General features: G+C 48.2%; 16 protein-coding genes and 1 other annotated feature. Of the genes, 14 read left to right on the forward strand and 2 right to left on the reverse strand.

The features are described from left to right. Positions 1–4: 4 nt before the first annotated feature. The 5 genes from LAJLEIBI_RS01245 (at position 5) to LAJLEIBI_RS01265 (ending at position 4947) form a co-directional block, all read left to right on the forward strand. Entirely contained in the window at positions 5–838 is an 834-nt protein-coding gene (locus tag LAJLEIBI_RS01245; RefSeq protein WP_006444368.1) for a MurR/RpiR family transcriptional regulator, read from the forward strand. A 35-nt stretch (positions 839–873) separates the two neighbouring features. Beyond that, complete coding sequence (nagA, locus tag LAJLEIBI_RS01250; RefSeq protein WP_040435902.1) at positions 874–1998, forward strand: N-acetylglucosamine-6-phosphate deacetylase; 1125 nt, start codon at positions 874–876, stop codon at positions 1996–1998. A 5-nt stretch (positions 1999–2003) separates the two neighbouring features. Next, entirely contained in the window at positions 2004–2723 is a 720-nt protein-coding gene (locus tag LAJLEIBI_RS01255; protein WP_006444366.1) for a DUF5714 domain-containing protein, read from the forward strand. Positions 2724–2787: 64 nt separating this feature from the next. Continuing rightward, positions 2788–3045, forward strand: a binding site (T-box leader). A 133-nt stretch (positions 3046–3178) separates the two neighbouring features. Further along, positions 3179–4402, forward strand: coding sequence for a tyrosine--tRNA ligase (gene tyrS / locus LAJLEIBI_RS01260; RefSeq protein ID WP_006444363.1), 1224 nt, complete (start codon positions 3179–3181; stop codon positions 4400–4402). A 38-nt stretch (positions 4403–4440) separates the two neighbouring features. Next, complete coding sequence (locus LAJLEIBI_RS01265; protein ID WP_006444362.1) at positions 4441–4947, forward strand: flavin reductase family protein; 507 nt, start codon at positions 4441–4443, stop codon at positions 4945–4947. Between the two features lie 146 nt (positions 4948–5093). Here LAJLEIBI_RS01265 and LAJLEIBI_RS01270 read toward each other — a convergent pair whose 3' ends face one another. Further along, positions 5094–6407, reverse strand: coding sequence for an alpha-amylase family glycosyl hydrolase (locus tag LAJLEIBI_RS01270; RefSeq protein ID WP_006444361.1), 1314 nt, complete (start codon positions 6405–6407; stop codon positions 5094–5096). A gap of 219 nt (positions 6408–6626) precedes the next feature. Here LAJLEIBI_RS01270 and LAJLEIBI_RS01275 point away from each other — a divergent pair, with 219 nt between their 5' ends. Then, entirely contained in the window at positions 6627–7091 is a 465-nt protein-coding gene (locus tag LAJLEIBI_RS01275) for a GNAT family N-acetyltransferase (RefSeq protein WP_083790657.1), read from the forward strand. 32 nt (positions 7092–7123) lie between these two features. On the opposite strand, the gene LAJLEIBI_RS01280 is transcribed toward LAJLEIBI_RS01275, so the two are convergent. Then, the gene (locus LAJLEIBI_RS01280; RefSeq protein ID WP_040435779.1) at positions 7124–8476 is read right to left on the reverse strand and encodes an MATE family efflux transporter; all 1353 of its coding nucleotides are present in this window, start codon (positions 8474–8476) and stop codon (positions 7124–7126) included. Positions 8477–8598: 122 nt separating this feature from the next. On the opposite strand from LAJLEIBI_RS01280, the gene LAJLEIBI_RS01285 reads away from it, so the two are divergent. The 8 genes from LAJLEIBI_RS01285 to LAJLEIBI_RS01320 all read left to right on the forward strand — a co-directional run bounded on the left by LAJLEIBI_RS01285 (position 8599) and on the right by LAJLEIBI_RS01320 (position 13638). Next, the gene (locus tag LAJLEIBI_RS01285; protein WP_006444357.1) at positions 8599–9390 is read left to right on the forward strand and encodes a nitroreductase family protein; all 792 of its coding nucleotides are present in this window, start codon (positions 8599–8601) and stop codon (positions 9388–9390) included. Positions 9391–9490: 100 nt separating this feature from the next. Beyond that, entirely contained in the window at positions 9491–11131 is a 1641-nt protein-coding gene (locus LAJLEIBI_RS01290; protein WP_006444356.1) for an aryl-sulfate sulfotransferase, read from the forward strand. 176 nt (positions 11132–11307) lie between these two features. After that, the gene (gene rplM / locus LAJLEIBI_RS01295; protein ID WP_006444355.1) at positions 11308–11736 is read left to right on the forward strand and encodes a 50S ribosomal protein L13; all 429 of its coding nucleotides are present in this window, start codon (positions 11308–11310) and stop codon (positions 11734–11736) included. A 28-nt stretch (positions 11737–11764) separates the two neighbouring features. Continuing rightward, the gene (gene rpsI / locus LAJLEIBI_RS01300) at positions 11765–12157 is read left to right on the forward strand and encodes a 30S ribosomal protein S9 (RefSeq protein ID WP_006444354.1); all 393 of its coding nucleotides are present in this window, start codon (positions 11765–11767) and stop codon (positions 12155–12157) included. A 106-nt stretch (positions 12158–12263) separates the two neighbouring features. Next, positions 12264–12581, forward strand: a complete 318-nt coding sequence (locus LAJLEIBI_RS01305; protein ID WP_416390391.1) for a DUF4258 domain-containing protein — start codon at positions 12264–12266, stop codon at positions 12579–12581. A 14-nt stretch (positions 12582–12595) separates the two neighbouring features. Then, positions 12596–12814 (forward strand): YgiT-type zinc finger protein, encoded by a 219-nt coding sequence (locus LAJLEIBI_RS01310; RefSeq protein ID WP_330580818.1) that lies wholly within the window; start codon positions 12596–12598, stop codon positions 12812–12814. A 276-nt stretch (positions 12815–13090) separates the two neighbouring features. Next, positions 13091–13258: a DUF4160 domain-containing protein gene (locus LAJLEIBI_RS19750; protein WP_006444351.1), complete on the forward strand. Its 168-nt coding sequence runs from the start codon at positions 13091–13093 to the stop codon at positions 13256–13258. A 104-nt stretch (positions 13259–13362) separates the two neighbouring features. Next, a complete protein-coding gene (locus LAJLEIBI_RS01320; protein WP_006444350.1) occupies positions 13363–13638 on the forward strand; it encodes a DUF2442 domain-containing protein in 276 nt (91 codons plus the stop codon). Positions 13639–13649: the final 11 nt, after the last annotated feature.

Here is a 13649-nt window from a genome sequence, read left to right on the forward strand (position 1 = left end):
GGTCATGGAGTATTATGTAAAGTCCGTAGTACCGATTATTGAATCGAATTATGATAATTTTACAACCGTAGAAAAGAATATAGCCGACTTCTTTATCCAGAACAGGAAGAAGATGGACTTTTCAGCCAGGGCGGTGGCGGAGCTGCTCTTTGTGTCCGAGGCGTCCCTCTCCCGGTTTGCGAAGAAATGCGGCTATCGGGGCTACCGGGAGTTTGTGTACCAGTATGAGGAGACCTTTGTAGAAAAGAAAGAATCCATGACCGGCAATACGAGAATGGTGCTGAATGTGTACCAGGAGCTGCTCAATAAAACATACAGTCTTGTGGACGAAGTACAGGTGGCCAGGATCAGCCGTTATCTGAACCGGGCTGCCCGGGTATTTGTCTGCGGGATGGGGAGCTCAGGGCTCACTGCCAGAGAGATGAAGCTCAGGTTCATGCGCATCGGCGTTGACATTGATTCCATACAGGACAGCGACCTTATGCGGATGCAGGCTGTATTTCAAAATGAGACATGTCTCGTGTTCGGCATCAGCATAAGCGGTGAGAAAGAAGAAGTGCTGTATCTGCTCAAAGAGGCACATGAAAGAGGGGCCAGGACTGTCCTGGTGACGGCGAAAAACAATGAAGAGTTCGATAAATTCTGCGACGAGGTGCTGCTCATTCCGTCTCTCAGACATCTGAACCACGGAAATGTCATCTCTCCCCAGTTTCCGATCCTCGTGATGCTTGACATTATCTACTCTTATTATCTTGAGCAGGATAAATATGAGAAAGAGACACTGCACGACAACACGCTGCGGGCGCTGCAGCGGAAAAAGCCGGAGAAATATATATGATCATCCGGCAAAACAGCGCTGAGAGGAGAAAAGGTATGTTGATCAAAAACGTAAAAGTATTTAAAGAAGATAAGACATTTGAAGACGGTGAGATCGTGATCAGGGACGGTCTCATATCCGGAGAGAGGGAAGACGGAGGGGAAGTCATCGACGGGGAAGGCTGCTACGCCATACCGGGGCTTATCGATATCCATTTCCACGGATGCAAGGGCTATGATTTCTGTGACGGGACAAAGGAGGCCATTCATGAGATCGCAAAGTACGAGGCGTCCATCGGTGTGACCGCCATTTCACCGGCCACAATGACACTTCCGGTGGAGCAGCTGGAGGAGATTCTCGCCACTGCCGCGGCGTATAAAAAAGAGGCGGCGGACGAAGCAGACCTGATCGGCGTAAATATGGAAGGACCGTTCATCAGTAAAGAGAAAAAAGGAGCCCAGGACGCCACATATATTATCCCGTGTACGAAAGAAATATTTCACCGGTTCCAGAGCGCAGCCCAGGGGCTTGTCAAATATATTGGCGTGGCGCCGGAAAGGGAAGGCGCGCTGGAATTTGTAGAGCAGGTGAAGGATGAAGTGAATGTATCGCTGGCACATACGAATGCAAGCTACGAGGATGCGAAAGCAGCTTATGACAGGGGGGCGGACCATGCGGTACATCTCTACAACGCCATGCCGCCGTTTACCCACCGTGCTCCGGGCGTTATCGGCGCTGTGGCGGACAGTGAGCATGTGACGGCGGAGCTGATCTGTGACGGGGTGCACATTCATCCGTCAGTCGTCCGCGCCACGTTCAAGATGCTCGGAGCGGACCGCATTATCCTGATCAGTGACAGTATGCGCGCGACCGGCATGCCGGATGGGGAATACACGCTTGGCGGGCTTGCGGTGAATGTGACGGGCAGCCGCGCTATCCTTGTGTCAAACGGCGCTCTTGCAGGCTCCGCGACGAACCTTCTGGACTGTATGCGCACGGTGGTGAAGGAGATGGGCATCCCGCTTGAGACTGCTGTCGCGTGCGCGACTATGAATCCGGCAAAAAGCCTCGGTGCGTATGACAAGTACGGTTCGCTCACACCAGGTAAGAAGGGAAATGTAGTGCTGCTTGACAAAGAATTGAACCTGAAGGCTGTCATCAAAGATGGAAAAAGGATTTAGATAAAATGGACAGAAGAGAAGGCGCCTGCCTTATGTGCGGCAGAGAGCTTGTATATTATGACAAGGCAGGAAAAATGAAGTGCTCCGTCTGCGGGCAGAGCTTTGAGAGCCATGCGTCCTGTGAAGAAGGGCATTTCGTATGTGACGGCTGTCACGCCGAAAAAGGAATCACAGCGATAATGGAAGGATGTCAAACGACCACATCCCGCAGTCCGATCGCTGTCATGCAGGAACTCATGGAGAATCCGTTCATATATATGCACGGGCCGGAGCATCATGTGATGGCCGGCGCTGCACTTCTGGCCGCATATCACAACTGCGGCGGTGACATTGATATCTCTCAGGCGCTTGAGGAGATGCGGGCCAGGGGAAGTGAAGTCCCAGGCGGTGTGTGCGGCATGTGGGGCTGCTGCGGGGCTGCGGTGAGTACGGGCATCTTCATGAGCATCATCACGAAGGCGACGCCCCTCACCGGCCGGTCGTGGCAGATGTCCAACCGGATGACGTCCAGGGCGCTTGCCGCGATCGCAGACCTGGGCGGACCGCGCTGCTGCAAGAGGGACTGCTTCACCGCCGTGAAAGAAGCGGTGGCGGTGGTGAGGGAAGAGACCGGCATAGAGATGGAACTGCCTGAGCGCATTGTATGTACATTTTCCAAAGAGAACAGACAGTGCCTGAGGCAGAAGTGTCCATATCACTTAGACGGATCTTTTCCTGAGAAATAAAATTTCCTGCTTGACAAAAAATAAGAAATACGTTACCATTTCAGACAACAAGACAAGAATCAGAGAAAAAGCTTTGAAAAGAAAAAGTAACAGCCAGCACACCCTTACAGAAAGCAGCCGGAAGATGAGAGGCGCATGAAAGAGCAGGCTGTGAATACATCTTGGAGCTTCACACCGAAACCTTCACCTAAAGAAGGCAGGTAGGCTGTGACGCGGGGCATGCGTTATCGTGCACAAGCTGTAACTGCAGCTTACAGAGACCGGCAGCGTGAGCTGCAGGTGAATGAAGGTGGTATCACGGGAGCATAACCTCGTCCTTTTTATAAGGATGAGGTTTTTTTGTTGGCGTATGCGGCAGGAATTTGCAAAGGGGTCAGACCCCTATGGCCATAGGGGTCTGACCCCTTTGCAAATTCAACTAATTATCAGACAATATATTAAAGGAGAGGTAAGCTATGGGAATTTATGAAGAATTACAGGCGAGAGGTTTGATCGCCCAAGTGACGGACGAGGATGAGATCAGAGAATTGATCAACAATGGGAAAGCGACGTTTTACATCGGTTTTGACCCGACGGCGGACAGCCTTCATGTGGGACATTTTATGGCGCTCTGTCTCATGAAGCGCCTGCAGGATGCCGGCAACAAGCCGATCGCTCTTATCGGAGGAGGGACAGGTTATATCGGTGATCCGTCCGGAAGAACCGATATGCGTTCCATGATGACGCCGGAGACGATCCAGCACAACTGTGACTGTTTCAAAAGACAAATGAGCAAGTTTATCGATTTCTCCGAAGGCAAGGCGCTTATGGTCAACAATGCGGACTGGCTGCTGGATTTGAACTATATTGATATGCTGCGGGAGATCGGGCCGCATTTCTCCGTGAACCGGATGCTGGCTGCCGAGTGCTACAAGCAGAGGATGGAGAAGGGACTTACTTTCCTGGAGTTCAATTACATGATCATGCAGAGCTTTGACTTTTACATGCTGTACCAGAATTACGGCTGCAACATGCAGTTCGGCGGCGACGACCAGTGGGCCAACATGCTCGGCGGCACAGAGCTTATCCGCCGCAAGCTCGGAAAGAACGCGTGCGCCATGACGATCACGCTGCTTCTGAATTCTGAGGGCAAGAAGATGGGCAAGACGCAGAATGGCGCGGTCTGGCTCGACCCGGAAAAGACGTCACCGTTCGATTTCTACCAGTACTGGAGAAATGTAGGCGATACGGACGTGCTGAAATGTATCCGCATGCTGACCTTCCTTCCGCTGGAGGAGATCGACAAAATGGACGGCTGGGAAGGAGCCCAGCTCAATACGGCGAAGGAGATTCTTGCCTATGAGCTGACGAAGCTTGTTCACGGGGAAGAGGAGGCCAGGAAGGCGCAGGAGTCCGCGCGTGCGCTGTTCAGCCAGGGCGCAGCCGCACAGATGCCTACCGCAGAGATCACAGGTGACGATCTGGAGGACGGGCGCATCGATATCCTTACACTTCTGTTAAAGAGCGGCCTCGTACCGTCCAAGTCAGAGGCAAGACGCGCTGTGCAGCAGGGCGGCGTAGCTGTGGACGGGGAGAAGGTCACAGACATCCAGGAGATCTTCCCTTCAGACGCATTTGCGGGAGAAGGCATGATCTTGAAAAAAGGTAAGAAAAATTTCCGCAAAGTTGTGTTAAAATAAACGTAACGGCGGACAGCCGCAAGAAGGAGGAGTGGACAATGGCATTTAAAGAAAAAGCAATTGAGGAACTGAGCTTCAATCCATTTGAAAAGATATCGAAGCAGTGGATGCTCATCACGGCAGGCGACGAACTTAAGTCAAACACGATGACAGCAAGCTGGGGAGGTGTCGGCATCATGTGGGGCAGACCGGTCGTTACGGCATATATCCGCCCCCAGAGGTATACGAAGGAATTTGTAGATATGAATGATACCTTTACCATATCTTTTCTGCCCGAGACGCAGCGCAAGGCGCTGAACGTATGCGGTTCCGTGTCCGGCCGCGATGTGGAGGACAAGTGGAAAGAAGCAGGCCTTCATCCGTATTACGCCGACGGTACTGCGGCAGTGGAAGAAGCAGAGATGATCTTCGTGTGCAGGAAACTGTATTACCAGGAAATGTATCCCGAATGCTTCACAGAGACGGAGTGCGATACAAAATGGTATCCCGAGGCGGATTATCATACGATGTATATTGCGGAGATAACAAAGGTGCTCGTTAAATAAGCAAAGAAGGATGTGGATCTAACTGAATTAATTTAGATCCACATCCTTTTTTGATGGCTTTCTCTGCCTTTCAGAACAGAGGGATACTGCCGGTACGGCGAAGAATTCACCATACCGGCGAAGCAGGTGCAGGATAATAAAAATCTTTACGGCACCATTTTAAAATATTGGACGCTGTAAGGCGGCAGATCTATCTGTCCACCCAGCGTTACCTCCTTACCGGACAAAAGCTCCGCGGCACTGCCTTCAAAACTGCCGTGGGCAGCCGTATAAGGCTGGTCTGCCGCGTTGATGGCAACGAGCACGCGTTCCCCTCCAAAACAGCGCTCGAAGATGAGCTGGTGGTTCTGGATCACGACGTTCTTATAATCTCCATTACACAGAGCTTCGCTGTTCTGGCGGATCCGGATCATTTTTTTGATGTATTCGGTCAGCTCATTCGGCTTTGGCGCCTCAAAGCATGGTCTCAGGGCATAATCATTGTCCGGGCGCTTTTCTCCCGGTTCTCCCCACTCGCTTCCGTAATAAATACATGGAATGCCCGGCATTCCAAGCAGCAGTCCGTATGCCAGCGGAAGGTGGTTCTTGTCTGTGAGAATGCTGGCGATCCTCTCCACGTCGTGGTTATCTACAAATGTGATGAGGTGTTTGCCCCGGTACAGGCACCACTGGTCAGAGCCGTATTGCCGGTGCAGGGAATGTGCGATCTCAAACATGTTCATGGAGTTGAAACTGGAGAAGATCCCCTTGTAGCATTCATAGTTCGTACAGCTGTGAAGCATCTCGTCATTGACGATCAGATTGTAGTCGCCGAACAATACCTCCCCTATGAGGGTGAATCCCGGCTTGAGTTCCGACGTAAAGGACCGGAGCCTTCTCATAAAATTATGATCCAGGCTGTACGCCACATCAAGGCGCAGCCCGTCGATGCCGAACTCATTGATCCAGCCCCGGATGCAGTCCAGCAGATAGTCCGTTACAGCGGGGTTCTGAAGGTTCAGTTTCACAAGCTCAAAATGTCCTTCCCAGCCTTCGTACCAGAAGCCGTCATCGTAGCCGCTGTTGCCGTCAAAGTTGATATGAAACCAGTCTTTGTAAGGAGAATCCCACTTCTTTTCCTGAACATCTTTAAACGCCCAGAATCCACGTCCGACATGGTTGAACACCCCGTCCAGAATGATCTTTATCCCGTGTGAATGCAGTGCGCCGCACACCTCTTTGAAGTCGTCGTTCGTACCGAGGCGGCAGTCTACCTTTGTATAGTCTCTCGTGTCATAGCCGTGACTGTCTGACTCAAATATCGGATTCAGGATGATGGAATCCACGCCGAGTTCCTCCAGATAATCCGCCCAATCTTTTATCTTTTGTATGCGCGGCACACAAAGTCCGTCATTATGGACCGGAGCCCCGCAGAAGCCGATCGGGTAGATCTGATAAAATACACTGTTATAAGCCCACATATATTATACCTGCTTTCTTTTCATACTGTCTGCGGCACCAGTCTTTGGAATCATTTATGTGCATTGAAGACCGGCGCCAGAATCAGTATAACACAGATAAGGGTTGGAAAAAAGGAGGTAAAACTATTGTAAAAGCCCGGAGGCTGTACTATATTTTAGTATATACACCACGTCGGCTGGCTGACGAAGGAGATGATCGGAAAGAGAGGGACAAAAGAGATGTCTGAGAAATTGATTTATACGATGGATTATGCTTCACTTGTTGATCTGTTTGTGCGCGCGGGTCTTGAGATCAGTCCGGATGAGCCGGAACCGGAAGGACTGCTCACATGCTTTGAACTCATAGATGAAGCTGCCGGCAGAAGGATCGGTGCGGCGGGCATCGTGTATGACAAAGGAGAGTATATCCTCCGCTGTGTAGCCGTGGAGGAGGAATTCAGAGGAAAGGGATTTGGTAAGCGGCTCGTCGGTGCGGTTATGGATGAGGCCGGAAGGCGGCAGGCAGACAGAATCTGGCTCACCGCGAAAGTGCCGGATTTTTACAGGAAGTTTGGGTTTACAGTCGTGCCAAGAGAAGAGGCACCGTTTGAAACGAAGTGTATCACATGTCCCCAGTATCACAATGGATGTGACTCTGAAGTAATGGTGTATTATTGGGGCAATCATAAGGGCACGGCCCAATAAAAAAGGCAGACCCCGCCGGAGGCCTGTCTTTTCTAAGAGGGGGCTGCCCCTCTTCGTTTTAAGAATAGGAGGAACCAGATAAGAAGGATGATTCCTTTGAAAATGCTGGAGATAGTTATGCTCCACCAGATTCCGTTCAGTCCGAGCGCTGTCTGTGTCAGCAGCATGGCAAAGGGAATCCGCGCTGCAGTCAGTACGATGCCCACGACAGACGGCGGAACTGTGCGGCCAAAGCCGGCAAACGCTCCGGCAGTCGTGATCTCCACACTCATGAACAGCTGGGACACCCCGAGGATCATAAGATAGTCCACCCCAAGCGGCAGCACGTCAGGTTCTGAGATAAAGATGTTAAATATCGGCGCCGGGCACAGGATGAGCAGCAGCGTACATATGACACCCCACACAAGTACCACACCCATGGCGGATGTATAGCCCTTTTTGATGCGGCTTCTGTTCCCTGCTCCGTGATTCTGTGCCACGAAAGAGTTGACTGCGGCAGCAAAGCCGTCGGCGGTCATCCAGGAGATGGACTCGATCTGGGAACCGACCTTCTGGACCGCGATGGCCGCATCGCCGTATCCGGCCACAAGCCGGGCGATGATCATAGACATGCCTGTGAAGATAATACTTTGTATAGAAGTAGGAAGCCCGATCTTAATTATGGGCATCATATATTTTCTGTCGGGCTTTTCTGTGATCTTTATGCTGCGGAACACCTGTGTGTCCTTTGAAGCAAAGTAAAAGAACATCATTGTCACGATACACTGTGCGACTACGGTGGCGATGGCCGCGCCCATGACTCCAAGCTCCGGGAAAGGGCCGAGACCGAATATAAGGACCGGATCGAGCACGATATTGATGACCAGTCCGGCTGAGGTCGCCAGAAAAGAAGAACGGCTGTTGCCGACGGCGGTCAGTATGCCGGTAAATGTCTGGTTCAAAAAAGAAAATATAACAAAACCGCACGTAATCTGCAAATATATTTTGGCGTCCGCGATCACATGCGGACTGTTCAGCCGGAAGAAACCGATCAGAGGACCGTTCAGCAGCACGCAGACAAGCCCATATATAATACCGCAGAAAGCCGTGAGCTGGAACGCATTGTCGGCGTAGCGCGAAGCGTCTGAAGTCTGGCCGGCTCCAAGCGCGTGGCCGACATTTACCTGGCCGCCCATCTTCGCCAGTGTTGCCAGGCCGTTGGAGAGCCACATATACATACCCGCGGCGCCTACTGCTGCCACAGCGTTGCTTCCGATGCGGCCGATCCATATCATATCCGTCAGATTGTATGCCATCTGCACGAGAGAGGTTGCCATGATCGGCAGGGCTAGCCGGGTGAGCGACGACAGGACAGGCCCGTTTAATAAATCAACATTTTTTCTCATTTCCAAATACCCCCAAGGTAAGATATTATAACATAAATTTCCGGGAAAAAGGAAGGCCAACATGCGAAAATGTGTAAAGAAACAGTAGAAAATGTATAAATATTACAGGAGGTTGATGACAGATGATTCAGATCGACAAGGAAAAATGTATTGGATGCGGTGCCTGCAAGAGGGACTGCCCGGCAGACGCTATCAAGATAAGAGAAGGGAAGGCAGAAGTGTTCAAAGACTGCCTGCACTGCGGACACTGTGTCGCCGTCTGTCCGGTAAATGCAGCGGCAATTCCGGAATACGACATGGCAGAAGTAGAAGCGTATGAAAAGGAGAAATTTACACTTGATGCAGACCACTATCTGCGCGCGGTAAAATTCAGAAGGAGCATCCGCAGTTATACGCCGGAGAAAATCGGGCGGGAGACTGCAGAACGCATCCTGAACGCAGGCCGTTACACTGCGACCGCAAGAAACCGCCAGGCCTGTACATATGTGTTTATCCAGGACAGGCTGGATGAATTCAAAGAGCTTGTCTGGAAAGAGATACCGTCCATAGTGGAGAACCTCAGGGAAAGCGCGCCTGAATATGCCAGAACATTTGAGTATTTTTATTTAAAATGGAAGCGCAGTCCGGAGGATGACACCTTCTTTTTTAACACGCCTGCATTTCTCGTGATCGCGTCCGACAATCCGCTGGACGGCGGTCTGGCGGCGGCAAATATCGAAAATATGGCTGTGGCGGAAGGCCTCGGCGCACTGTACAGCGGCTACATGATGCGGGTGATCGGCGCGAGCCAGGCTCTGCGGGACTGGCTTCAGACGGGAGAAAAAAAGATATCGTGCTGTATGCTGCTCGGATATCCGGCCGTATCGTACAAAAGAACCGCGCCGCGCAGGAAAGCGGACATTATATGGAAATAAAACATAAAATATTTGAAAAGCTTTCATAAACTTATCACAATTACCTGCTAACATAACGTCACTGAACCCGATAACAGACAGTGAAAAGGCAGGTTGATACGTGAAGAAAAGAAAAAGTATAGCAATATGCCTTGCGGCGGCAGCCGCAGGTATTGTAACAAGCGTAAGCGCGGTAAAGGCGATCAGTGAGACAGATGACAGCAGGAAACAGACGGATGTTGAGACGGCAGCGCTGACGAAAGAGCAGGAAATGTCGCTGCAGAAGATCAAAGAGACTTATAATGTCTCGAAGCAGGAGGAGACAGCCAGAGAGCTGGAAGAAAAAAAGAATTCTCAGAATTATACGGCAGACAATATGCTGACAGTGTACGATCCGTTTGGAACAAATACGCAGTCATTGTACGTATATTTTAACACAGATGAAGCCGTAAGCGCAGCTTACACGGTGCACGCCGCCGGTGAGGCGGCCGGTGACTTCAGCAGGCAGGTATATGAGGACGGAACATACGAGACGGAGCACGAATTTCAGGTGATCGGGCTCGTGCCGGATACGGTAAATCACATAACGATTACTTTGACCGCAGAAGACGGAACGGTCACGGAAAGAGAGATCGACCACGAGATGGGAAGTCTGCTCGGCACGGAAGAGGTGCAGCTTGACGTGACGGAAAAAGGGAATGCCGCCGAACTGGAGGACGGCCTGTACGTCGTGCTCGGAAACGACAGTACGGCGCTTGATTTTATATACTATTACGATAACGAAGGCACACTGCGCGGTGAAGTGCCGATTCTCGGATACCGCGGCCACAGGCTTATATTTGACGATGATCATATGTACTACAGCATATCGGAGACAAAGATGGCGCAGGTGAACCGGGTTGGGCAGGTCACCAATGTGTATGACCTTGGAAATTATGAACTGCATCATGATTACGTATTTGACAATGACGGAAATATGCTTATCCTTGCATCGGACCAGACTCAGGACAGTATTGAAGATATAATTCTCTGTCTGGATACAGATACGGGCGGTGTTACGGAAGCGCTTGATCTGGAGGAACTGTTCGGCAGTTATAAGGATGAATGTACGGCCGATGATGACGGGGAACTGGACTGGATGCATATAAATACGATTCAATGGCTCGGCGATGGAGACATACTTTTAAGTTCCAGGGAGACGTCTTCCATCATTAAAGTGGAAGACTTATATGGCACGCCGGAAGTGTCATATATAATAGGCAGTAAGTCTTTCTGGGAAGATACAGAATACGAGAGTCTTGTGCTGGAGCAAAACGGAGACTTTACCGTGCAGGGCGGCCAGCATTCTGTAACCTATGTGGAGGATGACGGCCTGGGGGACGGCCGGTATTATCTGTACATGTATAATAACAATATTGGTATGAGTGAGACAAATCCCGATTTTGACTGGGCATCCGAAGGGCTTACAGAAGACTCTGCCAAGGAAGGGGAAACTTCCTATTACTATGAATATCTTGTGGATGAAGATGCCGGGACATTTGAACTGACGGATTCCTTTGAAGTGCCTTATTCCGGCTATGTAAGCAGCGCCCAGAATCTGGAAACGAATACGGTCATCGACTCCGGATTCAAAGGACTCTTTGCAGAGTACGATAAGGACCACGAGCTTATCGCATCCTATACCATGAACGTTGAAAAATTTATATACCGGGTCTATAAATACAATTTTGACGGATTCTATTTTAACCGGAAGAAGAGTTAAAACCGGCAGATTATGGTATAAAAAGGTCAAAAAATGGTTGACACACGTGGGTGCGTATAATATAATAAAGCAGTATGACATGAGATGAATCAGTTTGAGCCAAAGCCCCGGAACAGACTGACTTCTGAATATAATAATAATTTTAATGGAATGTAATTATCACAGGAGGTTAACCAATGAAGACTTATATGGCCAGTCCAGACAAGATTGAAAGAAAATGGTATGTAGTTGACGCTGCGGGATATACATTAGGACGTTTAGCATCAGAAGTAGCTAAAGTTTTAAGAGGAAAGAACAAACCGGAATTCACACCGCACATCGACACAGGTGATTATGTAATCGTAGTAAACGCAAAAGACATCAAAGTGACAGGCAAGAAGATGGAGCAGAAGATGTATTATAATCACTCTGATTATGTAGGAGGTTTCAAAGAGACTACATTAGCAGAGATGATGGATAAGAAACCGGAAAAAGTGATTGAACTTGCTGTAAAGGGAATGCTTCCAAAAGGACCTTTAGGAAGAGCAATGATCAAAAAGCTTCATGTATATGCTGGACCTGAGCATGAGCAGCAGGCTCAGAAACCAGAAGAGCTGAAATTTTAAGGAAAGGTTTGAAAGGAGGATATAGAAAGTGGCTAACGCAAAATTCTATGGAACAGGAAGAAGAAAAAAATCTATCGCAAGAGTATATTTAGTACCTGGAACAGGCAACATTACTATAAATAAAAGAAGCATCGACGAATACCTTGGTCTTGAGACATTAAAGGTTATCGTACGCCAGCCATTAGTCGCAACTGAGACAGACGGCAAATTCGATGTTATCGTCAATGTAAAAGGCGGCGGTTACACAGGACAGGCAGGAGCGATCCGCCACGGCATCGCAAGAGCACTTCTGCAGGCAGATGCAGATTACAGACCGGTACTTAAGAAATCCGGATATCTGACACGTGACCCACGTATGAAAGAACGTAAAAAATACGGTCTCAAAGCAGCACGTAGGGCACCACAGTTCTCAAAGAGATAAGCAATTGCATATTTATAATGCATGGAAACCCACAGACATTATGTTTGTGGGTTTTTTTTAGATGATAACTGTGATACACTTATCTTAATAAATGATGCTGGGAGGGGTGGCATTGTACCAAATAGACAATTTTAAAGAAATGAATAGACTTGAAAAAATAGCGATTACAAAACATGCAAAGGAAAGACTGGAAGAACGTGGGATAAAAGTTGATGATATTACTTATTGCATTGATACAGGTGAAATAATTAAACAGTATGAGGATGACAAACCATTGCCAAGCTGTTTAATATTAGGAGAAACAACGGATAATAAATATATGCATATAGTACTTAGCAGAGGTAAGGACTTTATCTATTTGATAACAGCCTATTATCCTGACCCTGCACAATGGGAATCAGATTTAAAGACCAGAAAGGAATGATAAATATGTTATGTATGGAATGTGGTGCTAAAGCTTATAAAGGATTAACGACAGATGTGACAGATTTGGGAAGTTGTCTGGTCATTGTCAGAAATGTTCCCTGTTATAAATGCACAGAATGCAATGAGGTGATTTACACGGCAGATGTAGTGAAACAGTTGGAAAAAATAGTGGAGCAGGCAAAGAAAGTAATGCAGGAAATTTCAATTATTGATTATAGAAAAGTGGCATGATTTATGAACTTAAAGAAGTATGTGCACATATAAAATCCTGTGGGTAACTAACACGTAACTTACAAATGCCTTCAAAATCCCTTATTTTGAGCGTTCGGAGTTATCAAAGAGATAAGGAATCGAATATATTTATTATATGGAAACCCACAGACATCAAGTTTGCGGGTTTTTTTGATGGGATAACTGTGGTATACTTATAGTGTAAACAATATGTATTGCATGTGTTATGTATTGTTAAGAATATATATTAAGGAATGAAAGGTGGAGGAGTATTTAATGCCAGAAATATCATTATTTTATGGGATCAGAGTGACAATGTATTATGATGATCACAATCCACCACATTTTCATGCAGAGTACAATGGACATAAAGCAATAGTGGAAATAGATGGAGTAAGAGTAATAAGAGGCGCTCTGCCATCAAAACAGCTAAAATTGATTTAAGCATGGTGTGTTTTGCATCAGGATGAATTGATGCAGAATTGGGAATTATCGAAAGATGGAAAACCCTTGAATAGAATTAATCCTTTAATCTAGGAGGTGGTGATATGTTTCCAAAGGTGGTACAGGTGATACCAACGAAAGATTACTCGGTTTATGTATATTTTGAAGATGGAAAGATAGTCTGCTATGATATGGCTGCCATGATTGAGAAAGAGGTATTCCGTCCATTAAAAGACCTCGATGTTTTTATGGATACCTGCACAGTGATGAATGATACTCTTGCATGGGATATCGGCGGAAATCGGGATAACACGATGTGCTTGGATATTGACCCGGATACGTTGTATGAATTGCCGTTTGCGAAAGAAGAAATAGCGTAATATATGGTAAG

The organism is [Clostridium] hylemonae DSM 15053 (assembly GCF_008281175.1).
Lineage (GTDB): Bacteria > Bacillota > Clostridia > Lachnospirales > Lachnospiraceae > Extibacter > Extibacter hylemonae.

Coding starts and splice junctions, on each gene's coding strand:
- rplM (WP_006444355.1), top strand. CDS start 11,308: ATGAAGACTTATATGGCCAGTCCAGACAAGATTGAAAGAAAATGGTAT.
- LAJLEIBI_RS01255 (WP_006444366.1), top strand. CDS start 2,004: ATGGACAGAAGAGAAGGCGCCTGCCTTATGTGCGGCAGAGAGCTTGTA.
- LAJLEIBI_RS01310 (WP_330580818.1), top strand. CDS start 12,596: ATGGAATGTGGTGCTAAAGCTTATAAAGGATTAACGACAGATGTGACA.
- LAJLEIBI_RS01320 (WP_006444350.1), top strand. CDS start 13,363: ATGTTTCCAAAGGTGGTACAGGTGATACCAACGAAAGATTACTCGGTT.
- LAJLEIBI_RS01275 (WP_083790657.1), top strand. CDS start 6,627: ATGTCTGAGAAATTGATTTATACGATGGATTATGCTTCACTTGTTGAT.
- LAJLEIBI_RS01280 (WP_040435779.1), bottom strand. CDS start 8,476: ATGAGAAAAAATGTTGATTTATTAAACGGGCCTGTCCTGTCGTCGCTC.
- LAJLEIBI_RS19750 (WP_006444351.1), top strand. CDS start 13,091: ATGCCAGAAATATCATTATTTTATGGGATCAGAGTGACAATGTATTAT.
- LAJLEIBI_RS01265 (WP_006444362.1), top strand. CDS start 4,441: ATGGCATTTAAAGAAAAAGCAATTGAGGAACTGAGCTTCAATCCATTT.
- LAJLEIBI_RS01245 (WP_006444368.1), top strand. CDS start 5: ATGGAGTATTATGTAAAGTCCGTAGTACCGATTATTGAATCGAATTAT.
- tyrS (WP_006444363.1), top strand. CDS start 3,179: ATGGGAATTTATGAAGAATTACAGGCGAGAGGTTTGATCGCCCAAGTG.
- nagA (WP_040435902.1), top strand. CDS start 874: ATGTTGATCAAAAACGTAAAAGTATTTAAAGAAGATAAGACATTTGAA.
- LAJLEIBI_RS01285 (WP_006444357.1), top strand. CDS start 8,599: ATGATTCAGATCGACAAGGAAAAATGTATTGGATGCGGTGCCTGCAAG.
- LAJLEIBI_RS01270 (WP_006444361.1), bottom strand. CDS start 6,407: ATGTGGGCTTATAACAGTGTATTTTATCAGATCTACCCGATCGGCTTC.